We start from the raw sequence: 23,038 nt of genomic DNA, 5'->3' as shown, positions 1-23,038 counted from the left end.
CCTGAACGAAACGGCGGCGTAACCGTTGGGGAGCCATGAAGCTGCTCCGCGTCCCCCGGCCCATCGGCGAAAGCCAGCCCAATCCCGCGCGACGGATGCGGCTGCTGGCGACGGGCATGTTGCTGGCAATGGCGGCGTTGTTCATCGCCGCGCGCAGCACCGTGCATCTGCACCCGGCCATCGGCTTCGTGCAGGCCTTTGCCGAAGCGGCGATGGTCGGTGGCCTGGCCGACTGGTTCGCGGTCACGGCCCTGTTCCGCCATCCGCTGGGCCTGCCCATTCCGCATACCGCGATCATTCCGCGCAACAAGGACCGGATTGGCGATACGCTGGCCCTGTTCCTGCGCGACAATTTCCTGACCCCCGCCGTGGTCGCGCGGCGGATGCGTGGCATGGATGTCGCGGCGGCGGCGGGGCGGTTCCTGGCCAGCCCGTCGGCGGGCGACGGGCGGCTGCGCGAGGGCGCATCGCGCCTGATCGCCGACATGCTGGAGGCGCTGGACCAGGAACGGCTGGGCGGCATGGTCAAGGGCGCGATCGGCCAGCGGCTGCGCGGCATCAATGTCGGCCCGCTGGTGGGGCAGGCGATCGAGGCGGCGATGCGCGACGGTCGCCATGCGCCGGTGATGGACGGCATCATCCATTGGGCCGATCGTACGCTGGAAGCGAACGACCATCTGATCCGCCAGATGGTGCATGACAAGGCGGGCAAGCTGTTGCGATGGACGGGGCTGGACGAAAATCTGGCCAATGCGATCATCGACGGGCTGCGCAAGATGCTGGCGGAAATGGCGGCCGATCCGGGGCACAGCCTGCGCTTGAAGGCCGAGGAGGGGATGGCGAAGCTGGCTTTCGACTTGCAGTTCGACATCGAGATGCAGGCGAAGGCGGCGCAGATCCGCGACGAGATTCTCGACAATCCGGCGATGCAGCGCTGGATCGACGGATTGTGGGAACAGGCGCGCGGCGGCCTGCTGCGCGCGGTGCGCGATCCGGGCAAGGCGATGGCCGGGCGGCTGGGCGAGGCGCTGCGCCAATTGGGTGGTACGTTGCAGGAGGATGCGCGGCTGCGCCATGTCATCAACCGCTTCGTCCGGCGCGCGGCGGTGGGGGCGACCGCGACCTATGGCGACGCCATCGTCCGGCTGGTGAGCGACACGGTGCGTGGCTGGGACGCGGGCACCATCACCAACCGGCTGGAGGGCGCGGTGGGCCGCGACCTGCAATATATCCGCATCAACGGCACGCTGGTCGGCGGGCTGGTCGGCCTGGTGATCCACACTGTCGACACGCTGTTCTGAACGCGCTGATCCGGCGACTATGTATCGCTAAAAATCATGTTGCATCATATCATAGAAATATGATGTAACATGTCACGCACCGTTCAAAAGCGGACGGGCGGGAGAGGAGTCGGGCAATGCGTTTGAGCATCATGCAGGCAGCTATCGGACATAGGCATATAGCAGGCGGAGGCGACAAGCCGGCACCGTCGGGCTATCGCGGCGGCACCGGATCATCGGTTGGCATTGGCGGCGCGATCGCCGTTCACGCGCTGGTGATCGGGGCGTGGCTGCTGATCCCCAAAGAGGTGATCGATACGGTGATCACGCGCCCGTTCGAGACCTATGCCGTGCCGGAGGAGAAAGCGCCGCCGCCAGAGCCGGTCGAAGCGACGATCGAGCGGCCGATCAGGACTCGCCCGACCCAGCAGCAGCCGACAACTGCCGACCCGATCGTGACTGGGGCGCAGGGCGATCCGGTCGTGATCGGCAGCGCCGGGACAGGGGAGGGGATTGATCCTGGTCCCACCATCATCCTGCCGCCTGCCGATCCGCCCCGCGCGCCGGTGCTGGTCGACGCAGGTATCGATCCGCGCGCACTGCCTCAGTTCCAGCCCGATTATCCCGGCGCCATGATCCGGCAGGGGCTGGAAGGGTCGGTGACGGTGCGCGTGACGATCAATGCCGAAGGGCGCGTGACCGACATTGCGCGGGTTTCGGCAACGGATGAGAGCTTCTGGCTGGCGACCCAGCGCCATGCGCTGCGCAAATGGCGCTTCCGCCCCGCCACGCGGGACGGCGTGCCGGTGGCGACGACGAAGATAATGACGGTGCGGTTCACATTGACGGACCGATAGATTTTTTTGCGCCCCGCTCGCCAGCGGGAGGGGGTGGGGGAAGCGCGACGGCAATTGCCGTGCCTTCCCCCTTTTGCATCCGGGCGCGGCCTGCACTATATGGGCGATATGGCGATTTTTCCCCGTCCCGTTTCCCCCAAGAGCGCGCTAGGCGATCTGTGGGGCTATTTCCGGCAGCCGCGCCAGCATAAATGGCCGCTGCTGGGGGTTTCCATGGCGTTCACCTGGGTCATCGTGTGGGCTTTCATCACTGATGCCAACACCAACACCATGCCGACGCGCAACAAGATCATCTATTTTCAGAGCTGGGACGCGAATCGCAGCGATGCCGCGATCATCCTGCAACAGAAAATGGACCTGGCCCGGCGCGACGCCATCCTGCAGAAAAAGCAGGTGGAGATGCAGAAGATTGCCGATGCGTTCGGCATCGACTGGCGCGCTGACGAGGCCCGCAACACTGCGCGGCGCAAGGAAGCGGTCAAGCAGATCAACGCCATGCTCGACCAGCGGCTGGTGAAGGCAGAGGCGGAGGTCCAGCCAAAGCCTTCATCCGAACCGGAAGTCGCCAAGCCCTGAGTCAGACGTCGACGTCCGCCGCCGACCGGCGCTACATGGCCGCCGCCATCGCCTTGTCGGGGCGCGGGCGCGGCCTTTCCACCCCCAATCCCAATGTCGGTTGCCTGATCGTCCGGCACGATCGGGTCGTCGGGCGGGGCTGGACCCAGAAGGGTGGGCGACCCCATGCCGAGGCGCAGGCGCTGGCGCAGGCGATGGAGCAAGCCCATGGCGCGACCGCCTATGTGACGCTGGAGCCCTGTTTTCATCTGTCCCCGCGCGGGCCGCGCTGCTCCGACCTGCTGGCGCGCGCAGGCGTCGCGCGGGTGGTGATCGCGCTGCGCGATCCTGATCCGCGCACCGATGGGCAGGGTGCGGCCTGGCTGCGCGAGCGGGGTGTGACGGTCGAGATGGGGCTGATGGCGGAGCAAGCGGCGCGCGCGATGGCGGGCTTCGTTCTGCGCCAGACGCGGGGGCGGCCGCATGTGACGCTGAAACTGGGCCTGTCGCTCGATGGACGGATCGCGTTGGCGGATGGGTCCAGCCGCTGGATCACCGGGCCTGACGCGCGCGCCCACGCCCATGTCGAACGCGCCCGGCATGATGCGATCGTGGTCGGCGGCGGCACGTTGCGCGCCGATGCGCCGGGGCTGGACGTGCGGCTGGCGGGGCTGGAGGATCGCTCGCCGCGCCGGGTGCTGCTGAGCCGCAGCGACGCGCCTGTCGGTTGGGAGCGCATCGGCGCGCCCGAAGAGATAGCGGCGCTCGATCGGGTCGATCATCTGCTGGTGGAGGGGGGCGCGGAAACGGCGGCGGCCTTTTTGCGGGCGGGGCTGGTCGATCGGTTGCTGCTGTATCGCGCGCCGATCCTGATCGGTGCGGGGCTGGCGGGAATCGGCGACATCGGCCTTGCGGATCTGGCCCACGCGCATGGCCGCTGGCGACTGACCGACGAACGGCGGCTGGGCGTTGATCGTCTGGAGGTTTACGAGGCGGTGGCGAGCGCTTAGAGGAACGACCAACTCATCCCGTTCGCCCTGAGCGAAGGCTTCGACTTCGCTCAGGGCGAACGGACAATTGGATTTCTACCTATGTTCACCGGCATCATCACCGACATCGGCACCATCCGCGAGGCGGAACAGCGCGGCGACCTGCGGCTGGTGATCGGCAGCGCCTATGACATGGAGTCGGTGGCGATCGGCGCGTCGATCGCCTGTTCGGGTGCATGCCTGACCGTGGTGGAAAAGGGTGCGGACTGGTTCGCGGTCGACCTGTCGGCGGAAACCGTCGCGCGCACCGCGCCGGGCCTGTGGGTCGAGGGCGGTCGGCTGAACCTGGAACGTGCGCTCAAGGTCGGGGACGAACTGGGCGGGCATATCGTCACCGGGCATGTCGATGACGTGGGTCATCTGGTGTCAGCCACGTCCGAAGGCGATTCGACCCGGCTGGTCATTGCCGCGCCTTCCACGCTGGCCGCAGCGCTGGCGGCCAAGGGGTCGATCACGCTCGACGGCATTTCGCTGACGGTGAATAGTGTCGAGGATCAGGCGGATGGCAGCGTGCATTTCGGCCTGAACATCATTCCGCACACCGCCGCTGAAACGACGCTGGACGCGCTGCCGCAGGGGCGTGCGTTCAATCTGGAGATTGACGTGCTGGCCCGTTATCTCGACCGGATGATGAGCCTTCGCACGCGCGCAATGTGATTGCCTCTTGAAATAATCACATTGTAATGTGATATGCGGATCATCCCGGCGTTCGGGAAGGAGTCCGCTGTCATGTCCTCTACCCTGATTGATACCGTCCGCAGCCTCGTCACCGATGGTGGCATGTCGCGATCCGGCCTGGCCCGTGCGGCGGGGCTGCACGCCAATTCGCTGCGCAAGCTGGGCGAGGGGGACTGGAACCCGACCGCCGATACGCTGGGCAAGCTGGAAGCCTATCTGTTGAAGCGCGAGGGCGGGACCGCGCTCGCGTCGCCGGAAGAAATCATCAACGAAGCGCGCAATGGCCGCATGTTCATCCTGGTCGATGACGAGGATCGCGAAAATGAGGGCGATCTGGTGATCCCGGCGCAGATGGCGACGCCCGACGCGATCAATTTCATGGCCACCCACGGGCGCGGCCTGATCTGCCTGGCGCTGAGCAAGGCGCGGGTCGATGAGCTGGGCCTGAGCCTGATGAGCCGCAACAATGGGACCCGCCATGAAACGGCCTTCACGGTGTCGATCGAGGCGCGCGAGGGGGTGACGACCGGGATCAGCGCAGCCGACCGCGCCCGCACCATCTCCGTCGCGATCGACGGGTCGAAGGGTCGGGGCGACATCGTGACGCCGGGCCATGTCTTTCCGCTGGTGGCCAAGGATGGCGGCGTGCTGGTGCGTACGGGCCATACCGAAGCGGCGGTGGATGTCGCGCGGCTGGCGGGCCTGAACCCGTCCGGCGTCATTTGCGAGGTGATGAAGGACGATGGCACGATGGCGCGTCTGGACGACCTGATCCCCTTCGCCGCCAGGCACAAGATGAAGATCGGCACGATCCGTGACCTGATCGCCTATCGCCGCCGCCACGACCATATCGTCGAACGTCGCGCCGAAACCACGTTCCAGAGCCAGTGGGGCGGCGACTGGAAGGCGATAAGCTTTTACAACAAGGCGACGCGGACCGAGCAACTGGTTTTGCAGAAGGGCCATGTCGACCCGGACACGCCAACGCTGGTGCGGATGCACCAGTTCGCGCCGCTGACCGATACGTTTGGGAAGCAGGGTCCGCGCGCTGGCCTGTTGCAACGGTGCATGGAGATTATCAGCGCAGAGTGCGCGGGCATCATCGTCCTGCTGCGCGGCGACGAACCGGACATACTGACGCGTATCCTCCAGCAAAATGCCGGCATCGCCGTTGGCGATATGGACGAACTGCGCAACTATGGCGCGGGCGCGCAGATATTGGCCGAACTGGGCGTGCATGACATGGTCCTGCTGACCAACAGCCATCGCAGCCTGATCGCGCTTGACGGCTATGACCTGGCCGTGGTTGGGCAGCGTTCGATCGAGCTGTAAAGGATTTATCATGGCCAAGTTCCTGATCGTCGAAGCCCGCTTCTACGACCATCTCAACGACCTGCTGATCGAAGGCGCGAAGGCCGCGCTGGACGATGCAGGGCATAAATATGAGGTGGTTACGGTGCCGGGCGCGCTGGAAATCCCCGGCGCGATCGCGTTGGCGGCGGAAAGCGGCCGCTATGACGGCTTTATCGCCATCGGCGTCGTGATCCGCGGCGAAACCTATCATTTCGAGGTCGTGTCGAACGAAAGTGCGCGCGGCCTGATGGCGCTCAGCATGGATGCGATTGCGATCGGCAACGGCATATTGACGGTCGAGAATGAAGCGCAGGCGCTGACCCGCGCCAAGCGGACCGAAAAGGACAAGGGCGGCGAGGCGGCCAAGGCGGCCATCGCCATGCTGGCCCTGCGCGAGCGCTTCGGGGCCTAGGCTGTTTGCGCCCCCGCACGCGGGAGGCGCAATGACAGAGCAGATGGACCATGGCCCCGGAAGGCCGCGAAATACCCGTCGTCCCCCATGGGGCGACGGGTTCGTTTCGATCAGGCAGTGGCCCGTTGCTGCTCCAGCGCGGGATAGTTGGTATAGCCATCCTCGCCCGGACCATACCAGGTTTCCATCCCCTTGATCGGGTTCAGCGGCGCGTCGCTTTCCAGCCGCTCCACCAAATCGGGGTTGGCCATGAACGGGCGACCGAAGCTGATCGCGTCGGCAAGGCCGCTGTCCAGATCCGCTTGCGCCCGTGTCTTGTCATAATCGCTGTTCAGGATCAGCGGCCCCTTGAAATGCTGACGGATCAGCGGTGACTGGCGCGGTACGTCGGTTGCGCCGAACGTGCCTTTCTCCCCCGGTTCGCGCAGTTCGAGCGACGCGATGCCGATCGCGTTCAGGACTTCGGCGGCATGGGCGAAAAGCGGGCCGGGATTGCTGTCATTGACGCCCTGGCTGTCGCCATTGGGCGACAGGCGTACCGACACCTTGTCCGCGCCGATCGCGTCGACCACCGCCTGTGTGACTTCCGCCAGCAAGCGCACGCGGTTTTCGATGCTGCCGCCATATTGATCGGTGCGGAAATTGGCATTGTCGCGCAGGAACTGGTCGATCAGATAGCCGTTGGCGGCGTGGATCTGCACACCGTCGAAACCGGCGCGGATCGCGTTGCGCGCGGCGTTGACATAGGTGTCGATCAGGCCGGGAATTTCTTCAAGCGTCAATGTACGGGCCGTTTCGAACGGCGCTTTGCCCTCGTAGGTATGGGCCTCTCCCGCCGTAGCGGTGGCGCTGGACGACACCGGCTGTTCGCCCGTGACGCTGCTATGGACCTGCCGCCCCATATGCCACAACTGGACGATGATCCGCCCGCCCGCGTCATGCACCGCCTGCGTCACCGGCTGCCAGGCTGCGACCTGTTCGTCCGACCAGATGCCCGGCGCATAGGGCCAGCCCAGACCCTGGCGGGAAATGCCCGTCGCTTCGCTGATGATCAGCCCAGCGCCCGCGCGCTGGCGATAATAGTCAACCATGATAGGGGTGGGCACATGATCGCGAGTCGCGCGGCCACGCGTCAGCGGCGCCATGACGACGCGGTTGGGTGCGCCAATGGCGCCGATCTGGACGGACTCGAACAGCTTGGACATGAAAACTCCCTTTATAAAAGTTGCAAATTGCAACGGGACGTAAAGCTGAAAGCCAGCTAGGGAGCCGCGATGGTCAGTTCAACCCCCAATGCCCGTGCAGGCATGCCCAAATTTGCATTTCCAGCACTGATACTGGCCAATCTCATCCTGCCACTCGGCCCGGTGCTGGTGCGGATGGCCGATGTGGGGCCGGTAGCGGCGGCATTCTGGCGGTTGACGCTGGCCCTGCCATTTCTCCTGATCCTCGCCCTGCCGTGGTTGCGCCGCACGATGCCGACGATTCGCGAATGGTCGGCGCTGATCTGGTCGGGGCTTTTCTTCGCAGCGGATCTGGCGGCGTGGCATATCGGCATTCTCTACACCAAAGTCACCAACGCCACCATATTCGGCAATATGAGCGGTCTGATGCTGCCGATATGGGGAATGGTCGTGCTGCGCCAACGGCCCAGGGCCATGCAGGCGATTGCCCTCACTTTGGCGACGGCAGGTGCGGCGGTGATGATGGGGGGCAGCTATGAACTTTCGCCGCGCTACCTCCATGGCGATCTGCTCTGCCTGCTCGCCGGGGCGACCTATACCGGCTATCTGCTGATCGTGCAGCGGGCGCGGGTGCGGCTCGACAGTTGGTCGGTGCTGGCCATGTCGACCCTGTTCAGCATCCCGCCGCTGCTGCTGTGCGCGCTGTGGCTGGGCGAACGGATCATGCCGGGCGACTGGACCCCGCTGGTGGTGCTGGCGCTCAGCAGCCAGCTGGTCGGGCAGGGGCTGCTGACCTATGCGATCAGCTGGTTCACGCCGCTGGTGCTGGGCCTGAGCCTGCTTTTGCAACCGGCCGTGTCGGCGGTGCTGGGCTGGGTGCTGTTTGGCGAATGGCTGAGCATCACCGATATGGTGGGGACGATGGCGGTCGCTGCCGCGCTGGTGCTTGTGCGCTTGCCCTCGCGCGCCTAGATTGGTGGCATGAGCGACGATATTGCCGACATGACCCTCGATGAAATCCGCGTCCTGCTGGCGCCCGTACTGGCGCGCCATGCGGCCTTTGACGGGTGGCGCAGAAAAGCGGTCGCCATGGCTGCGGCGGAAAAGGGCGTGGACGCGGATATTGCCGCGCTGGCCTTTGCCGACGGCCCGGTCGACATGATCGACGCCTGGTTCGCCAGCATCGATGCGCGGATGCTGGACGCCTTGCCAGCCGACACGCTTGGCGCGCTGTCGATCCGGCACAGGATCATCGCGCTGGTGGAGGCGCGGCTGGACCTGCTGGCGCCCGACCGCGAAGCGTTGCGCCGCGCCATCGCCATCCTTGCCCTGCCCACCAATGCGGCGCGCGCGACCCGGCTGGGCTGGCGCGCGGCCGATGTCATGTGGCGCGCGGCGGGCGACACTGCCACGGACCTTGCCCATTATACCAAGCGGATGACATTGGCCGGGGTCTATGCCGCCACGTTGCTGGTGTTCGTGGACGACGAAAGCGAGGCCCATGCCGACAGCCGCGCTTTCCTGGCCCGGCGGATCGAAGGCGTGATGCGGTTCGAAAAGCTGAAGGCGCAGGTCAAGGGCGTGGGCGGCGGCGAGCGGCTCAGCCTGGCGCGCTTCATCGGGCGACTGCGCTACCCGGCGGTGTGATCTGTCGCGCTGGCGAACATTTCCTTCTGGCCTTTCCTAATCGGTATTGATAGTCACTCGCAGCAACTGACCTGTGAGTATCCATTCCGTGCGTCTGACCGAACTGCCCCTGCGCCAGCCCGCCTATGTTGACCTGATCGACTGGTCCGCGCTTTCCGCGTCGGAAGGCCAGCGTCTGCGCGAGTTTGGCCTGTGCGAAGGCGCGAGCGTGGAGGCGCTGCACCATGGCGGCCTGTGGGGCAAGGGGCCGATCGCCTGCAAGGTGGGCCGCATGACCATAGCCATGCGCCGCAATCACGCCGCCGCCGTCACCGTCCGCACCGGACCGGACGCTGCGCCATGAGCGTGCTGCCGCTCGTCGCGCTGGTCGGCAACCCCAATGCGGGCAAGAGCGCGCTGTTCAACGCCCTTACCGGCGCGCGGCAGAAGCTGGGCAATTATCCGGGCGTCACGGTGGAGCGCAAGGCGGGGCGGCTGGCGCAGGCCGATGGTCGCCCGGTCGAACTGGTCGACCTGCCCGGTACATACAGCCTGAACGCCGCCAGCCCGGACGAACAAGTCACGCGCGACGTCGTGATGGGGCGGCAGGCGGGGGAAAGGCAGCCGGACGCGCTGGTGATCGTGGTCGATGCGTCCAACCTCGACAATCATCTGCGTTTCGCGCTGGAACTGATCGCCCTTGGCCTGCCGACCATCGTCGCGCTCAACATGGTGGACCTTGCCACGCGCGACGGGCTGGAACTGGACGCTGCCGTCCTGTCGCGCGAACTGGGCGTGCCGGTGATCGCCACCGTGGCGGTGCGCAAGCGGGGGCTTGATCATCTGCGCGAGGAACTGGCTGGCTTGCTGGGCGGCGTCACGCCCGAAGCCAAAGCGCCGCTGCCGGAGCGCGATTTCGATGCGGTGCGCGATGAGGCAAGGCGGATTGCCCGCGCCGCCATCGTGCGCGAAACCCCCTCGCGCCGTCTGACCGCCGCGGTCGATCGGGTGGCGCTGCACCCGGTGTTCGGGCTGTTGCTGTTGCTCGGCCTGCTGTTCGTCATGTTCCAGGCGGTCTATGCCTGGTCCGAAGCGCCGATCGCCATGATCGAGGGGCTGGCGGAGGCCGCCGCCAACAGTGTGCGCGATGCGCTGCCTGACGGAATGCTGCGGTCTTTCCTGGTCGATGGCGTCATCAACGGCGTGGGATCGGTGGTGGTGTTCCTGCCGCAGATCCTGATCCTGTTCTTCTTCATCCTCATGCTGGAGGCGACCGGCTATATGGTCCGCGCCGCTTTCCTGATGGATGGGCTGATGGCCAGGGTCGGCCTGTCGGGGCGCGCGTTCATTCCTTTGCTCTCCTCCTTCGCCTGCGCCATTCCCGGCATCATGGCGACGCGGACGATCGCTGATCCCAAGGACCGCCTCACCACCATCCTGATCGCGCCGCTGATGACCTGTTCGGCACGGCTGCCGGTCTATGCCGTCATCATCGGCGCCTTCATCCCGGCGCGCGACGTGCTGCCGGGCGTGGGGCTTCAGGGGTTCGTCCTTTTCTGCCTCTATATCTCAGGCATTATCGGCGCGATGCTGGTGGCGCTGATCCTGCGCATGACCGTGACCAAGGGGGCGAGCGGCGGCTTCCTGATGGAAATGCCCAAATATCAATGGCCCCGGCCGCAGGACATCGTGCTGGGCCTGTGGCAGCGCGCGATCATCTTCCTGAAGCGCGCGGGCACGATCATTTTCACGTCCACCGTGATATTGTGGGTGCTGCTGTCCTACCCCAAGCCGCCCGAAGGCAGCGCGGTCAGCCAGGTCGATTATTCGATTGCCGGGCGGATCGCCGGCGGGCTCAATGTCATTTTGGAGCCGATCGGCTTCAACCGCGACATTTCCCTCGCCCTCATCCCGGCAATGGCCGCGCGCGAAGTCGCGGTGTCGGCGCTGGCCACCGTCTATTCGATCGATGCTGGCGATGACGAGGCGCTGCTGGAGCGCAGCCTTGGCGATCGGCTGAAGGACCAGTGGCCGCTCCCGACCGCGCTGGCCTTCCTGGCCTGGTTCATCTTCGCGCCGCAATGCATATCGACCATCGCCGTGACGAGGCGGGAAACAAACGGCTGGAAATGGCCGCTGTTCATGGTCGGATACCTGTTCGTGCTGGCTTATGTCGCCGCGGGCCTGACCTACTGGACCGCGACCGCAGCAGGACTATAAGGGCCGCTTTAAGGCTTTCGGAGGAATCATGGCAGGCTCGGTCAACAAGGTCATTCTGGTCGGCAATCTGGGCGCCGACCCGGAGGTCAAGAGCTTCCAGAATGGCGGCAAGATATGCAATTTGCGCATCGCTACGTCCGAAAACTGGAAGGATCGCAACACTGGCGAGCGCAAGGAGCGCACCGAATGGCACAGCGTCGTGATCGGCGGCGAAGGGCTGGTCGGCGTGGCCGAGCGGTTCCTGCGCAAAGGCTCCAAAATCTATATCGAAGGCCAGCTGCGCACCCGCAAATGGCAGGACCAGAACGGCAATGACCGCTATTCGACCGAAGTGATGGTGCAGGGGCCAGGGGCCGTGCTCACCATGCTGGATGGCGCGCCCGGTGGTGGCGGTCAGGGCGTCGGTGGCCGATCGCAGCAGGGGGTCAGCGATTGGGGCGCGTCGTCGGGCGGCTATGACGATTTTGGCGGCGGCAATAGTGGCGGCGGCTTTGGCGGTCGCTCGTCGAGTGGCGGTCGCGGCAGCGCAGGCAGCCCCAATTTCGACAATGATCTGGACGATGAAGTGCCGTTCTGATCGGAACGGGTGTTTCACGAAAAAGGGGGCGGTTGATACCGCCCCCTTTTTTGTCAGCCCTGCGCCAGTTCCTGCGTCGCAAACGCCCGGATATGGTCGCGCAGATCTTCGCGCTCCAGCGCCAGTGCAAGATTGGCCTCGACATAGCCGGCCTTTGACCCGCAATCGAAGCGGCGGCCGTCAAATGTCACGCCATGGAAAGGCTGCTTGCCGATCATCGCGGCCATCGCGTCGGTCAGCTGGATTTCCCCGCCAGCACCCTTTTCCTGCGTTTCCAATATCTTCATGACATCGGGTTGCAGGATATAGCGGCCCGGCAGGATCAGGTTGGACGGTGCGGTCCCGGCGGCGGGCTTTTCGACCAGCCCCTTCACCTCCGTCAGCACGCCATCGCGCGCGCCCGGATCGATCACACCATAGCTGGGCGTCTGCTCCATCGGGATTTCCAGCGCGCAGACCAGATTGCCGCCGACCTTTTCATAGGCGTCGACCATCTGCTTCATGCAACCATTGCCCGGCGCGCCCTTCATGAATTCGTCGGGCAGCAGGATGGCGAACGGTTCGTCACCGATAATGTCGCGCGCGCACCAGATGGCATGGCCAAGGCCCAGCGATTCCTGCTGGCGCAGGAACACCGCATTGCCCGGCGCGAGCCGCGTTCCTTCCAACGCGGACAGATCCTTGCCGCGTTCGCGCTGCAAGGTTTCGCATTCGAAGGCCATGTCGAAATAATCTTCGATCGCGCCCTTGCCGCGCCCGGTGACGAAGATCATCTGTTCGATCCCGGCCTCGCGCGCTTCATCCACGGCATATTGGAGCAGCGGTCGGTCGACCACCGGCAGCAATTCCTTGGGCACCGCCTTGGTCGCGGGCAAAAAGCGCGTGCCTAGTCCCGCGACAGGAAAAACAGCTTTGCGAATCGGCTTGTTCAAGTTGGACTCCCCTTAACCCCAAGGCCCCCACGGCCCGACATGATTTGCCGCACATGCGAAAAAGGTCAAGCACAGGGGCGGAATTTCCCGTGTGCGCTGCACCCTATACTGCCAGCAGCCGGTTAGCGATCGTTTCCAGATCGCTTATTTCGTGATCTAATTGCTCAAATGTGACGAATTGGTGGATATTGCGATGGTCGCGGCAAATAAAGCCGCCCGGCTCCGGCTGGTGAAAGCCCTGGATGATGAGCGCGCGGAACCGATCGATCCGCTGGATGTCGCGTTCGATGGCGGCGATTTCGGTCAGCGCGCTGGCGTTGCGCCGGTCGCGCATCGCCACCATCGTGCGCAATTCAGTCATCAGCTTGGCCATGGACGGGCGGGTGCGCGCGCCCACGGTGCGAACGTCGCCCATCTTTTCGCGCATCAGACCGATCTTGGTTTCCAGGCTTTGTTCCAGCATCGTCCAGGCGCATACCAGTCGCCCGACCGCGCATAGCAGCGCCGCATCCTCCGGCGCATAATCCGACACTGTTTTTCCACTCACGTCCGCAACCAAATGTACGCCCACGCCCCATTCTCCTTATTCATCTTTGTCCTGCGCAGACGGAGACGGATAGGCCAGAGCGGCAGGCGCCATCGCTCGTGGCGGTGGCACGGAACATCGGAAATTGTGCAATATTGGCGGCGAGCCGATTGGCCTATCGCTTAGAAATCAATCGCTAAGCCCTTGCGTTCCCAATCGCCGTAGCGAACCGGGCTCAACTCTTCCTGAGGCTGAGGCGGGCTGTCGATCGGGTCCGGCTGCGGCACGGGCGGGCTTTTGGACAGGTGGGCGGGCGGCTGCACATGCGCGGGGCGCTTGCCATTATAATGTCCCATGAAGCCGCCTTTCGATTGCGGAGCGCTACGGCAGCGCCCTGTGCCAGTGCCTTCATTTGGGCGACCCCCGATCCAAGCGCAAGGGCGGGGTGGCATGGCGAACCTATCTTATCCGTGCAAAATCGCCTAGGCGCTGCCCCATGGCTCAATCTTCCCGCCCCGCTGACGTCCCCGGCCTGCCTGCGCGTCGTTCCGCCCTCAAACTGCTCGATGCCGTGTTGCGGCGCGGCGACCCGCTGGAAATCGCGCTGCATGGCGCCTGTCAGGGGCTGGCCGACCGCGCGGACCGGGCGCTGGTCCACGCCATTGCTGCGGAAGTGCTGCGCCACCTGCCCGATCTGGACGCGCTGATCGACGGCGCGACACGCCTGCCGCTGCCCGATGATGCCAAGGCGCGCATGGTGCTACGCATCGCACTGGTGCAGGTGCTGGTGCTGGGCACCGCCCCGCACGCCGCGATCGCCACGGCGCTGCCGCTGGTCGATGGCGGGCCGCGCAAGCTGGTCCATGGCGTGTTCGGCACGGTGACGCGCAGCGCGCCGGTGCTGCCCGATCCGCCGACCCTGCCCGCCGCCGTCGCCGATCGCTGGGCCGCCCAATGGGGCAGCGCGATGGTGGAGGCAGCCGCGCGCGCCTATGCCATCCGTCCGCCTGTGGACGTGAGCCTGCGCGATCCTGCCGCCACCGCCGAATGGGCCGCGCAACTGGGCGGCGTCAGCCTGGCCCCCGGCCATGTCCGCCTGCCCGACGGGGCCAATATTCCCGATCTGCCTGGCTTTGCCGATGGCGCGTGGTGGGTGCAGGATGTTGCCGCATCCTGCCCGGCACGCCTGTTGGGTGCCGGGGAAGGGCGTCATGTGCTGGACCTGTGCGCAGCCCCCGGCGGCAAGACGATGCAACTGGCGGCGGCCGGATGGCGCGTGACCGCGATCGACCAGTCGAAAAAGCGGCTGGAGCGGCTGACCGAAAACCTGACCCGCACCGGCCTGTCCGCCGATGTCGTGCAGGCCGACCTGCGCCAGTGGCAGCCGGACCAGCCGGTCGACGCCATATTGCTCGACGCGCCCTGCACCGCGACCGGCATCTATCGCCGTCATCCTGACGTGCTGCACCGTATCGGCCCGCGCCAGATTGCCGAGCTGGCGGAGTTGCAGGGCGCGTTGCTCGCCCGCGCCGCCGACTGGCTGAAGCCTGGCGGCGTGCTGCTCTACGCCACCTGCTCGCTGGAACAGGCGGAAGGGGAGGAACAGATCACCCGATTGCTGGCCGCCCGCCCGGACTTTGCGCTTGTGCCGGCGCAGGCTGGCGAATTGCCCGACGGCATGACCCCCACGTCGCAAGGCTGGCTGCGCACGCTGCCCGACACATTGGCGACCCAGGGCGGCGCGGACGGATTTTTTATCGCGCGCCTTGCAAAAGCAACGAACTAAGCCTTAACCATGGAGCGCTTAGGATGACCATTCCCTGTCTGGAAGGTGCGCCGTGCGTCCGATCGAACCCTTGCCTTTGCACCATAGCTGGCCGCTCTACGATCTGCACGAACATCTCGCCCCGGTGATGCTGGACCCATCGCTGGCGCGCAACGATGCGGCGCTGGCGGAACGGGGGCTGGGCCTTTGGCATTGCGACCTGACCGATGACAGCCTGACCTGGACGGCCGGCGTCTATGATATTTTCGGGCTGGAGCGGCATATTCCCGTGCCACGCGCCCTGTCCGTATCGCTCTATGCCCCGGATTCGCGCGAGGCCATGGAGCGGCTGCGCACCTATGCCATTCGCCACAAGCGCGGCTTCACCCTGGATGTCGACATTCATCAGGCCGACGGGATGGGGGAGTGCGCCATGCGGTTGATCGCTGTGCCGGTACTGGACGATGCGCAGGAGGTGATCGGCCTGCACGGCGTCAAACAGATGCTGCCGCACGGGACCACCCCTTCGCACCGGCTAGATCCAACGATTTTCGTTATGTTATAGCGGCTTGGGCGCGTTCCTTGCGCCCCATCCAAATCACCCGTTGCCCTTGGACCGAGGCATAGCTAAGGCGAACGGTTAATGACACCATCGATCCTGATCTCGCCCTCCATCCTCTCTGCCGACTTCGCCCGTCTGGGCGAGGAAGTCCGCGCGATTGACGAAGCGGGCTGCGACTGGGTCCATATCGACGTGATGGATGGCCATTTCGTGCCGAACATCACGATCGGCCCGGCAGTGGTCAAGGCGTTGCGACCGCACACGAAAAAGACGTTCGACGTCCATCTGATGATCTCTCCGGTCGATCAGTATCTCGACGCTTTTGCGCAGGCGGGCGCGGACATATTGACCGTCCATCCCGAAGCGGGGCCGCATATCCACCGCTCGATCCAATATATCAAGTCGCTGGGCGTTCAGGCTGGCGTGGTGCTGAACCCCGGTACGCCCGCCAAGATGCTCGATTATCTGATCGATGATGTCGACCTGATCCTGGTCATGAGCGTCAATCCCGGTTTTGGCGGTCAGAGCTTCATCGAAAGCCAGCTGCGCAAGATCGAAGCCTGTCGCAAGATGATCGACAAGAGCGGGCGCGACATACGGTTGCAGGTCGATGGCGGCATTGATTTCACCACCGCGCCCAAGGCGATCGCCGCCGGGGCCGACGTGCTGGTCGCGGGCACCGCGACATTCCGCGGCGGGCCATCGGTCTATGCCGACAATATACGGAAGCTGCGGGGCGGGTGAACGAGGTCCGGCGCATGTCCGCCCGCAAGGTGCCCGAACCCGCCGCTCCGGAAAGCAGCGACGACGGCATCGAACAGGGCAAGCGTCTCATCCGCGTCGCGGATGACAAGGGGCTGTCGCTGGCGCAGAAGATCGCCAATCATTTCTATCTGCTCAGCTGGAAAACGCCGATCCACGGCCGCAAGCTGCGCGGCAAATATCCGCTCAAGCTGCTTGCGGTTCCCGATGACGAATTGCCCGGCGACACGCGCGCGGGGCAGGCGATCCGCGCGGGCTATTTCCTGTTTCGCGGCAAGAAGCAGATTATCGACACGCTCGATTTCGCACGGCTGGACCTTGATCCCGCCTTTGCCGATTATCTGCACAGTTTCCGCTGGCTGCGCGATCTGGCGAGCGTCGCCAGTCGCGAACAGGCCGCGCCGATCGCCGAAAATGTCATGCGCAAATGGCTGGCCGTGCATGCCGAAACGCCCAGCGAACAGGCCTGGCGCGCGGACAATGCGGGCTGGCGGCTCTTTTTCTGGACTGCCCATGCGCCGCTGATCCTGTCGTCTAGCGATCTGGTCTATCGTTCGCTGGTCCTCAACTGCATCGCCCGCACCGCGCGGCATCTGGACCGTATCGCCGACAAGGCGCCCATGGGCCTGCCGCGCATCGTCGGCTGGAGCGCGATCGTCGCCGCTTCCATGCTGATGCCTGGCGGCGCGGCGCGCAAATTGTTCGGCGAAGCGGGCCTGAAACGCGCGATCGACAGCGGATTCTACCCTGATGGCGGCATCGTTTCCCGATCACCGCTGGCGCAGGTAGAGGCGGTCATGGCGCTGTCCATGCTGCGTGCGGTCTATGACGTACGGCGCGAAACGGCTCCCGGTTTCCTCAATGACGGGCTGAACCGCATCGTCCCCGCCTTGCTGGGCCTGACCCATGGCGATGGCGGTCTTGGCAACTGGCAGGGCGCGGGCGCGATCGATCCTGCGATCGTCAATGCTGTCATCGCGGCCAGCCGGGTGCGCGCCCGGCCGCTGCGACAGGCGCGAGACTGGGGTTATCAGCGGATCGCGGCGGGCGCGAGCGTGGTCCAGATCGACGCCGCGCCGCCGCCGGTCGCGCGGCTGGCCGACGCAGGCTGCGCCTCGACCGGCGCGATCGAGATCAGCGATGGACCCCATCGCCTGATCGTCAATTGCGGCGGCGCGGGACTTGAGGGGGCATGGATACCCCGCGATCTGGCGCAGGGGCTGCGCACGACCGCCGCGCACAGCACGCTGGTGCTGGACGATTGCAACAGCACCGCGCTGATGCCTGACGGCACGCTGGGGCGCGGCGTTACCGAAGTGGAACTGAACCGGCAGGAACTGGACAATGGCAGCCGGGTCGACCTGTCCCATGACGGCTATGTCCGCCGCATCGGCTATGTCCACCGCCGCCTGCTGCTGGTCAGCGGCGATGGCAAGGAAATTCGCGGCGAGGATATGCTGACCCCGGCGCAGCGTCGTCGCAAACCCGCCAAACTCCCGGCCGTTTTGCGGTTTCACCTGGCGCCGGGCGTCGAACCGACGCTCACCGCCGACAATCAGGGCGCGCTGCTGCGCATCGATATGGGCGCGTTGTGGCAGTTCCGCACCGGCACCGGCATATTGACCGTCGAGGACAGCCTGTGGGTCGATGGCGATGGCAGGCCGCATCCGACCAAGCAGATGGTGGTGACCAGCGAGGCACTGCCCGGCGGGTCGAGCATCGGGTGGCTGTTCAAGCGGGTGGGGTGAGGATGGCCGTGCGTAACGGAAACGGCTCATTTGATCTGTTTCTCAAGCGGTATCTGATCGTCACTGGAACCCTCTCGGCCATCATACTGGTTGCACCATGGATTCTGATTTTCGGTTTCATGCTGATGGTCCTTCCCGGTGTTTTTCTAGTAGTCATGCCAACAGCGTTTCTGTGGGGCGCGATGTTGGCCGCCTTCTACTGGGCGGGCGGCCTCCTGTTGTCTCCATTGCGGGCGGCGATGCTGGCGATCGTGGTCACGGTCGGGCTTGTCTGGGCCATCCCGCAGCCCTCCATCAGCGCGGGCAGGCGACTAGCGGCGGACCATCAACTGACGAATGTGAAGCCGGCCGGACCGATAAAGCCCTTCGGCGATATCCGCATGGAATTCGGCATCCCCGATTTCGGTCGTGGTCCTTTCAGTTGCGACAGTCGCTGTGTCGCCCTCCTGTTCGAGGATTCAGTACATAGCGTCACTGTCAACAGTAGCAGCGGCCTGTCGTTCGAAGATATCCAGCGTGGCGCCGCCCCCTTGTCTCATCTTGCGCAGACCTATCGGCTCAAACCATTGAGTGAATGCCCGGCAAGCCCACCCGTCGATCGCAACTTGAGATCGCCATTTGGCGAAACAGAACAGGACAGATGGAAGCTGGGTCGCTTGCATGAGGAACATCTCGCAAACGACGTGTGTCTTGTCGCGGAACCGCCGCTGACTGATTATGATCTGCTTCTGCGGGAGGGCCGATGGGGGCGGGGAGAGGGAGCGGGGAAGCTTCCTTGGCTCCTATCCCGCAATCGCATTCATCTGGCCTATGTCGAAATCAGGGACCGTTCGCATCGCCCGCTGTTTCGGGTCGCAGATACGGCCGTGGAGATGCCTATCCCCGTGCTGACCATTCTGCCCAATATGGGGTATGGTTTTGATTATGACTGGGGATGGGGCCGGTATTGGATGCCCCGAGAGCTAATAAGCTGTCTCGACTGTCCCTTGGAGAAGATCGACGCGATGCTCCAAGTCCGGCGCAAGTAGGATTGACGGCAGGGCTGTATTTTTCCGCCATCTGCCCTTAAGGGACCGGCGCAAACTCGTCCCGCAACCAGAAAGCCTTTCCTCATGACCGACTATCCCATCAAGCGCGCCCTGTTGTCCGTGTCGGACAAGGCTGGCCTTATCGAATTGGGGCAGGCGCTGGGGAAGCATGGGGTGGAGCTGGTGTCGACCGGCGGCACGGCCAAGGCGCTGCGCGATGCGGGCCTGACCGTCATGGATATTTCCGACCTTACCGGCTTCCCCGAAATGATGGATGGCCGGGTCAAGACGCTGCATCCCAAGGTGCATGGCGGGCTGCTGGCCGTGCGGAACAACCCTGAGCATGTTGCGTCGATGGACGAGCATCAGATTGGTGCGATCGATCTGGTCGTGGTCAATCTCTATCCCTTCGCCGCGACCGTCGCCAAGGGGGCGGAGCGCGAGGAGATTATCGAGAATATCGATATTGGCGGGCCGTCCATGGTGCGCTCTGCGGCCAAGAATCATGAGAGCGTGGCGATCGTCACCGACCCGGCCGACTATGCCCGGCTGATCGCGGAAATGGATGAGAAGGGCGGCGCGACCAGCTACGACTTCCGCCGGATGCTGGCGGCCAAGGCCTATGCGGCGACCGCCGCCTATGATTCGATGATCGCCAGCTGGTTCGCCTTTGCCGATCAGGGCGTGACCTTCCCCGAAACGCTGGCCGTTGCCAGCACGCTTGGCACTACGCTGCGCTACGGCGAAAATCCGCATCAGTCCGCCGCCCTCTATCTGCCCACTGGTCCATCGGCCAACGGCATTGCCCAGGCGAAGCAGATTCAGGGCAAGGAACTGTCCTACAACAATTACAACGATGCTGACGCCGCGCTGGAGCTTGTCAGCGAATTTCGCGACGGCCCGCCGACCGTGGTCATCGTCAAGCATGCCAACCCGTGCGGCGTGGCGACCGGCGCGACCCTGATCGAGGCCTATGAGGCTGCGCTCGCCTGCGACAGCGTGTCGGCCTTTGGCGGCATCATCGCCGTCAACCGCCCGCTCGACGGCCCGACCGCCGAAGCGATCAGCGGCATCTTCACCGAAGTCGTCGCCGCGCCCGACGCCGATGACGCGGCGCGCGCCATCTTTGCCAAGAAGAAGAATCTGCGCCTGCTGCTGACCGGCGACCTGCCCGATCCCGCGCGCCCCGGCCTCCAGCTGAAGACGATCGCGGGCGGGGTGCTGGTACAGAGCCGCGACAATGGCCGGATCAGCCGCGACGCGCTGAAAGTCGTGACGAAGCGCGAACCGACCGAACAGGAACTGGCCGACTGCCTCTTCGCCTGGACCGTCGCCAAGCATGTGAAGTCCAACGCCATCGTCTATGCCAAGGGCGGCAGCACCGCGGGCGTAGGCGCAGGCCAGATGAACCGGCTGGAATCCGCGCGCATTGCTGCGTGGAAAGCCAAGGATGCGGCTGAAAAGGCAGGCTGGAGCGAACCGCGCACCATCGGATCGGCGGTCGCGTCCGACGCCTTCTTCCCCTTCGCTGATGGCCTGCTGGCTGCGGTCGAAGCGGGGGCCACTGCGGTAATCCAGCCGGGCGGATCGATCCGCGACGATGAAGTCATCGCCGCTGCCGATGAAGCGGGCCTTGCCATGGTCTTTACCGGGATGCGCCACTTCCGGCACTGATGCTTGTTCAGCCGTACCGGCGGCCAATGCGCAAATTGATCTGCGCGTGCGAAACAAATCCTTTCGCACGCGCAAAATAACGGTTTTCCGCCACTTTTTGCCAATTGGCCTCTTTTCATTTTATTCGGGCAGGCCTATTTAGGCGTGGACCCGGTGCCCAAGTCAGGTGTTGGGCAAAGAACAGAAAAAATGTTCGACAGGAGAAACAGGATGACTGCAAAGACGCTGGTGGCGCTGGCCGCCACGATGGCCCTTGCGCTGCCCGGCGTGGCGAGTGCGGGCAATGACAATATGGATGTGATCGTCGATGGCCGTGCGGGTACGGAAACACGCTCGATTGCCGTTTCGGTCGCTGACCTGAACCTCGCCAGCACCGCCGGTCTGCGCCGCGCCGACTATCGCGTCACCCGCGCCGCCAAGCAGGTTTGCGGTTTCGTCAACGGCTCGATCATCCCCGTGACCCAGGATTATCGCAATTGCTTTGGCGAGGCACTGACCGGCGCTCGCAGCGATCTTAACGCCATGGCCCAGCGCCAGGGCTGATCATCTGCCCGGTTCCCCTCACGAAGGGGACTGCAGGGGGCCGTTCCGCATCGCGGGGCGGCCCTTTCTGTTGTTGCCCGATGGCGCGTTTGCTGCCTGATCCTTACCGCGCATTAACCACTCCTTAGAATATTTCCTTCACTCCCAGCGTCACGAATGACCATCCGGGGGGAATTGCCTGTCATGCCGCGTATCGACCAAAGCGTGGACGTCGCCATCATCGGCGCAGGCCCGGCGGGCCTGACCGCGGCCTATCTGCTGACCAAGCAGGGTTATAGCGTCACGGTGATCGAAAAAGACCCGGTCTATGTCGGCGGCATCAGCCGGACAGTCGAACTGGACGGTTTCCGCTTCGATATTGGCGGCCATCGCTTTTTTTCGAAATCGCAGCAGGTCGTGGACCTGTGGAACGAGATATTGCCCGACGACTTCATCCAGCGCCCGCGGATGAGCCGCATCTATTATGAGGGCAAGTTCTACAGTTACCCGCTGCGCGCGTTCGAGGCGCTGTGGAATCTGGGCATCTGGCGCTCGACGCTGTGCATGGCGAGCTTTGCCAAGGCGAAGCTGCTGCCCAACCGCAATGTCCGCTCCTTTCAGGACTGGACCGTCAATGCGTTCGGGCACAAGCTTTTCTCGATCTTCTTCAAGACCTATACCGAGAAGGTGTGGGGGATGCCGTGCGATGAAATGTCGGCGGACTGGGCAGCGCAGCGGATCAAGGGCCTGTCGCTCTGGGGTGCGGTCACCGACGGGCTGAAACGCTCGCTCGGCCTCAACAAGAAGCCCAATGACGGCATGGCGACCAAGACGCTGCTGGAAACATTCCGCTATCCCCGCCTTGGCCCCGGCATGATGTGGGAAAAGGCGCGCGATCATGTGGTCGATGGCGGCAATCAGGTGTTGATGGCGCACAGCTTCAAAAGGCTGGAGCAGGACCAGGGCACCGATCGCTGGCGGCTGGTGGCGCAGGGGCCGGAGGGTGAGGTGATCATCAATGCCGCGCATCTCATTTCGTCCGCGCCCATGCGCGAACTGGCCGGGCGCATCCATCCGCTGCCCGCGACCCTGCCTGAGGCGATGGACCTTAAATATCGCGATTTCCTGACCGTGGCGCTGATGGTCAAGGGGGAAGATATTTTCCCCGACAACTGGATCTATATCCACGACAGCAAGGTGCAGGTCGGGCGTATCCAGAATTTCCGCAGCTGGTCGCCAGAGATGGTGCCGGACCCGACGCTCGCCTGTGTGGGCCTGGAATATTTCTGTTTTGAAGGGGACGGCCTGTGGGCTTCGTCCGACGCTGATCTGGTCGCGCTGGCGACGAAGGAGATGGCGCAACTGGGCCTGTGCAACCCCGACGATGTCGTGGGCGGCGCGGTGGTAAGGCAGGAAAAGGCCTATCCGGTCTATGACGACGCCTATGCCGCCAATGTGCAGGCGATGCGCACCGAACTGGAAGCGCGCTACCCCACGTTGCACATGGTCGGTCGCAACGGCATGCACCGCTATAATAATCAGGACCATGCGATGATGACGGCGATGCTGACCGTGCGCAACATTGTTGCGGGTGCGCGTGTCCATGACGTCTGGTCGGTGAATGAGGATGCCGAATATCATGAGGCTGGCGAAGAAGGTCAGGACGCCTACGCGCAGGCTGCGCTTGCCAGCACCCGCGCCGTCCCGTCGCGCCTGAAGGCTGCCTGA

24 protein-coding genes are annotated in these 23,038 nt (G+C 64.5%); 20 read left to right on the top strand and 4 right to left on the bottom strand.

The window, feature by feature from the left end; all coding sequences use genetic code 11:
* Positions 1-35: 35 nt before the first annotated feature.
* The 7 genes from IWY39_RS08685 to ribH all read left to right on the top strand — a co-directional run bounded on the left by IWY39_RS08685 (position 36) and on the right by ribH (position 6,184).
* Positions 36-1,301 carry a DUF445 domain-containing protein gene (locus IWY39_RS08685; RefSeq protein WP_107124325.1) on the top strand — a complete coding sequence of 422 codons (1,266 nt, stop codon included), beginning with the start codon at positions 36-38 and terminating at the stop codon, positions 1,299-1,301.
* Positions 1,302-1,417: 116 nt separating this feature from the next.
* On the top strand, positions 1,418-2,137 hold the full coding sequence (locus IWY39_RS08680) for an energy transducer TonB (protein ID WP_107124326.1): 720 nt from the start codon (positions 1,418-1,420) through the stop codon (positions 2,135-2,137).
* 99 nt (positions 2,138-2,236) lie between these two features.
* Positions 2,237-2,713 carry a hypothetical protein gene (locus IWY39_RS08675; protein WP_017184321.1) on the top strand — a complete coding sequence of 159 codons (477 nt, stop codon included), beginning with the start codon at positions 2,237-2,239 and terminating at the stop codon, positions 2,711-2,713.
* 35 nt (positions 2,714-2,748) lie between these two features.
* Positions 2,749-3,702 (top strand): bifunctional diaminohydroxyphosphoribosylaminopyrimidine deaminase/5-amino-6-(5-phosphoribosylamino)uracil reductase RibD, encoded by a 954-nt coding sequence (gene ribD, locus IWY39_RS08670; protein WP_107124327.1) that lies wholly within the window; start codon positions 2,749-2,751, stop codon positions 3,700-3,702.
* Positions 3,703-3,783: 81 nt separating this feature from the next.
* Positions 3,784-4,398: a riboflavin synthase gene (locus IWY39_RS08665; protein WP_107124328.1), complete on the top strand. Its 615-nt coding sequence runs from the start codon at positions 3,784-3,786 to the stop codon at positions 4,396-4,398.
* Between the two features lie 72 nt (positions 4,399-4,470).
* Positions 4,471-5,751 carry a 3,4-dihydroxy-2-butanone-4-phosphate synthase gene (gene ribB / locus IWY39_RS08660; protein ID WP_107124461.1) on the top strand — a complete coding sequence of 427 codons (1,281 nt, stop codon included), beginning with the start codon at positions 4,471-4,473 and terminating at the stop codon, positions 5,749-5,751.
* A 10-nt stretch (positions 5,752-5,761) separates the two neighbouring features.
* Positions 5,762-6,184: a 6,7-dimethyl-8-ribityllumazine synthase gene (gene ribH, locus IWY39_RS08655; protein WP_017184317.1), complete on the top strand. Its 423-nt coding sequence runs from the start codon at positions 5,762-5,764 to the stop codon at positions 6,182-6,184.
* 110 nt (positions 6,185-6,294) lie between these two features.
* Here ribH and IWY39_RS08650 read toward each other — a convergent pair whose 3' ends face one another.
* Positions 6,295-7,389 carry an alkene reductase gene (locus IWY39_RS08650; RefSeq protein ID WP_107124329.1) on the bottom strand — a complete coding sequence of 365 codons (1,095 nt, stop codon included), beginning with the start codon at positions 7,387-7,389 and terminating at the stop codon, positions 6,295-6,297.
* 69 nt (positions 7,390-7,458) lie between these two features.
* Here IWY39_RS08650 and IWY39_RS08645 point away from each other — a divergent pair, with 69 nt between their 5' ends.
* The 5 genes from IWY39_RS08645 (at position 7,459) to ssb (ending at position 11,791) form a co-directional block, all read left to right on the top strand.
* Complete coding sequence (locus IWY39_RS08645; RefSeq protein WP_107124330.1) at positions 7,459-8,340, top strand: DMT family transporter; 882 nt, start codon at positions 7,459-7,461, stop codon at positions 8,338-8,340.
* A gap of 9 nt (positions 8,341-8,349) precedes the next feature.
* Positions 8,350-9,015, top strand: a complete 666-nt coding sequence (locus tag IWY39_RS08640) for a COQ9 family protein (protein ID WP_107124331.1) — start codon at positions 8,350-8,352, stop codon at positions 9,013-9,015.
* An 88-nt stretch (positions 9,016-9,103) separates the two neighbouring features.
* Positions 9,104-9,358, top strand: coding sequence for a FeoA family protein (locus tag IWY39_RS08635; RefSeq protein ID WP_017184313.1), 255 nt, complete (start codon positions 9,104-9,106; stop codon positions 9,356-9,358).
* Positions 9,355-11,214, top strand: coding sequence for a ferrous iron transporter B (gene feoB / locus IWY39_RS08630; protein WP_107124332.1), 1,860 nt, complete (start codon positions 9,355-9,357; stop codon positions 11,212-11,214). Before IWY39_RS08635 ends, feoB begins: the two co-directional genes overlap by 4 nt.
* 28 nt (positions 11,215-11,242) lie before the next feature.
* The gene (gene ssb, locus IWY39_RS08625) at positions 11,243-11,791 is read left to right on the top strand and encodes a single-stranded DNA-binding protein (RefSeq protein WP_107124333.1); all 549 of its coding nucleotides are present in this window, start codon (positions 11,243-11,245) and stop codon (positions 11,789-11,791) included.
* 53 nt (positions 11,792-11,844) lie between these two features.
* Here ssb and IWY39_RS08620 read toward each other — a convergent pair whose 3' ends face one another.
* The 3 genes from IWY39_RS08620 to IWY39_RS08610 form a co-directional block, all read right to left on the bottom strand.
* Entirely contained in the window at positions 11,845-12,723 is an 879-nt protein-coding gene (locus tag IWY39_RS08620) for a UTP--glucose-1-phosphate uridylyltransferase (RefSeq protein ID WP_107124334.1), read from the bottom strand.
* 103 nt (positions 12,724-12,826) lie between these two features.
* Positions 12,827-13,255 (bottom strand): hypothetical protein, encoded by a 429-nt coding sequence (locus IWY39_RS08615; RefSeq protein WP_017184308.1) that lies wholly within the window; start codon positions 13,253-13,255, stop codon positions 12,827-12,829.
* Positions 13,256-13,431: 176 nt separating this feature from the next.
* Positions 13,432-13,605 carry a DUF1674 domain-containing protein gene (locus tag IWY39_RS08610; protein WP_017184307.1) on the bottom strand — a complete coding sequence of 58 codons (174 nt, stop codon included), beginning with the start codon at positions 13,603-13,605 and terminating at the stop codon, positions 13,432-13,434.
* A 140-nt stretch (positions 13,606-13,745) separates the two neighbouring features.
* Here IWY39_RS08610 and IWY39_RS08605 point away from each other — a divergent pair, with 140 nt between their 5' ends.
* The 8 genes from IWY39_RS08605 (at position 13,746) to IWY39_RS08570 (ending at position 23,038) form a co-directional block, all read left to right on the top strand.
* Positions 13,746-15,035 carry an RsmB/NOP family class I SAM-dependent RNA methyltransferase gene (locus tag IWY39_RS08605; protein WP_107124335.1) on the top strand — a complete coding sequence of 430 codons (1,290 nt, stop codon included), beginning with the start codon at positions 13,746-13,748 and terminating at the stop codon, positions 15,033-15,035.
* A 52-nt stretch (positions 15,036-15,087) separates the two neighbouring features.
* Positions 15,088-15,579, top strand: coding sequence for a diguanylate cyclase (locus IWY39_RS08600; protein ID WP_107124336.1), 492 nt, complete (start codon positions 15,088-15,090; stop codon positions 15,577-15,579).
* Positions 15,580-15,657: 78 nt separating this feature from the next.
* Positions 15,658-16,320: a ribulose-phosphate 3-epimerase gene (gene rpe, locus IWY39_RS08595; RefSeq protein WP_107124337.1), complete on the top strand. Its 663-nt coding sequence runs from the start codon at positions 15,658-15,660 to the stop codon at positions 16,318-16,320.
* Positions 16,321-16,334: 14 nt separating this feature from the next.
* Positions 16,335-18,086 (top strand): heparinase II/III family protein, encoded by a 1,752-nt coding sequence (locus IWY39_RS08590; protein WP_107124462.1) that lies wholly within the window; start codon positions 16,335-16,337, stop codon positions 18,084-18,086.
* A 2-nt stretch (positions 18,087-18,088) separates the two neighbouring features.
* On the top strand, positions 18,089-19,114 hold the full coding sequence (locus IWY39_RS08585; RefSeq protein WP_107124338.1) for a hypothetical protein: 1,026 nt from the start codon (positions 18,089-18,091) through the stop codon (positions 19,112-19,114).
* Between the two features lie 84 nt (positions 19,115-19,198).
* Positions 19,199-20,788 carry a bifunctional phosphoribosylaminoimidazolecarboxamide formyltransferase/IMP cyclohydrolase gene (gene purH, locus IWY39_RS08580; RefSeq protein WP_107124339.1) on the top strand — a complete coding sequence of 530 codons (1,590 nt, stop codon included), beginning with the start codon at positions 19,199-19,201 and terminating at the stop codon, positions 20,786-20,788.
* Between the two features lie 210 nt (positions 20,789-20,998).
* The gene (locus IWY39_RS08575; RefSeq protein WP_017184300.1) at positions 20,999-21,331 is read left to right on the top strand and encodes a UrcA family protein; all 333 of its coding nucleotides are present in this window, start codon (positions 20,999-21,001) and stop codon (positions 21,329-21,331) included.
* A 183-nt stretch (positions 21,332-21,514) separates the two neighbouring features.
* Positions 21,515-23,038: an NAD(P)/FAD-dependent oxidoreductase gene (locus tag IWY39_RS08570; RefSeq protein WP_107124463.1), complete on the top strand. Its 1,524-nt coding sequence runs from the start codon at positions 21,515-21,517 to the stop codon at positions 23,036-23,038.

It is taken from the genome of Sphingobium sp. JAI105 (genome assembly GCF_015752145.1).
Classification (GTDB): Bacteria; Pseudomonadota; Alphaproteobacteria; order Sphingomonadales; family Sphingomonadaceae; genus Sphingobium; species Sphingobium xenophagum.
The sequence above is the reverse complement of the archived record's forward strand: the minus strand, read 5'-3'. Positions and strand labels throughout refer to the sequence as shown.

Bases quoted from the DNA above. Each gene is read 5' to 3' on its own strand.
- IWY39_RS08685 (WP_107124325.1), top strand. From the start codon at position 36: ATGAAGCTGCTCCGCGTCCCCCGGCCCATCGGCGAAAGCCAGCCCAAT.
- IWY39_RS08680 (WP_107124326.1), top strand. From the start codon at position 1,418: ATGCGTTTGAGCATCATGCAGGCAGCTATCGGACATAGGCATATAGCA.
- IWY39_RS08675 (WP_017184321.1), top strand. From the start codon at position 2,237: ATGGGCGATATGGCGATTTTTCCCCGTCCCGTTTCCCCCAAGAGCGCG.
- ribD (WP_107124327.1), top strand. From the start codon at position 2,749: ATGGCCGCCGCCATCGCCTTGTCGGGGCGCGGGCGCGGCCTTTCCACC.
- IWY39_RS08665 (WP_107124328.1), top strand. From the start codon at position 3,784: ATGTTCACCGGCATCATCACCGACATCGGCACCATCCGCGAGGCGGAA.
- ribB (WP_107124461.1), top strand. From the start codon at position 4,471: ATGTCCTCTACCCTGATTGATACCGTCCGCAGCCTCGTCACCGATGGT.
- ribH (WP_017184317.1), top strand. From the start codon at position 5,762: ATGGCCAAGTTCCTGATCGTCGAAGCCCGCTTCTACGACCATCTCAAC.
- IWY39_RS08650 (WP_107124329.1), bottom strand. From the start codon at position 7,389: ATGTCCAAGCTGTTCGAGTCCGTCCAGATCGGCGCCATTGGCGCACCC.
- IWY39_RS08645 (WP_107124330.1), top strand. From the start codon at position 7,459: ATGGTCAGTTCAACCCCCAATGCCCGTGCAGGCATGCCCAAATTTGCA.
- IWY39_RS08640 (WP_107124331.1), top strand. From the start codon at position 8,350: ATGAGCGACGATATTGCCGACATGACCCTCGATGAAATCCGCGTCCTG.
- feoB (WP_107124332.1), top strand. From the start codon at position 9,355: ATGAGCGTGCTGCCGCTCGTCGCGCTGGTCGGCAACCCCAATGCGGGC.
- ssb (WP_107124333.1), top strand. From the start codon at position 11,243: ATGGCAGGCTCGGTCAACAAGGTCATTCTGGTCGGCAATCTGGGCGCC.
- IWY39_RS08610 (WP_017184307.1), bottom strand. From the start codon at position 13,605: ATGGGACATTATAATGGCAAGCGCCCCGCGCATGTGCAGCCGCCCGCC.
- IWY39_RS08605 (WP_107124335.1), top strand. From the start codon at position 13,746: ATGGCTCAATCTTCCCGCCCCGCTGACGTCCCCGGCCTGCCTGCGCGT.
- rpe (WP_107124337.1), top strand. From the start codon at position 15,658: ATGACACCATCGATCCTGATCTCGCCCTCCATCCTCTCTGCCGACTTC.
- IWY39_RS08590 (WP_107124462.1), top strand. From the start codon at position 16,335: ATGTCCGCCCGCAAGGTGCCCGAACCCGCCGCTCCGGAAAGCAGCGAC.
- IWY39_RS08585 (WP_107124338.1), top strand. From the start codon at position 18,089: ATGGCCGTGCGTAACGGAAACGGCTCATTTGATCTGTTTCTCAAGCGG.
- purH (WP_107124339.1), top strand. From the start codon at position 19,199: ATGACCGACTATCCCATCAAGCGCGCCCTGTTGTCCGTGTCGGACAAG.
- IWY39_RS08575 (WP_017184300.1), top strand. From the start codon at position 20,999: ATGACTGCAAAGACGCTGGTGGCGCTGGCCGCCACGATGGCCCTTGCG.
- IWY39_RS08570 (WP_107124463.1), top strand. From the start codon at position 21,515: ATGCCGCGTATCGACCAAAGCGTGGACGTCGCCATCATCGGCGCAGGC.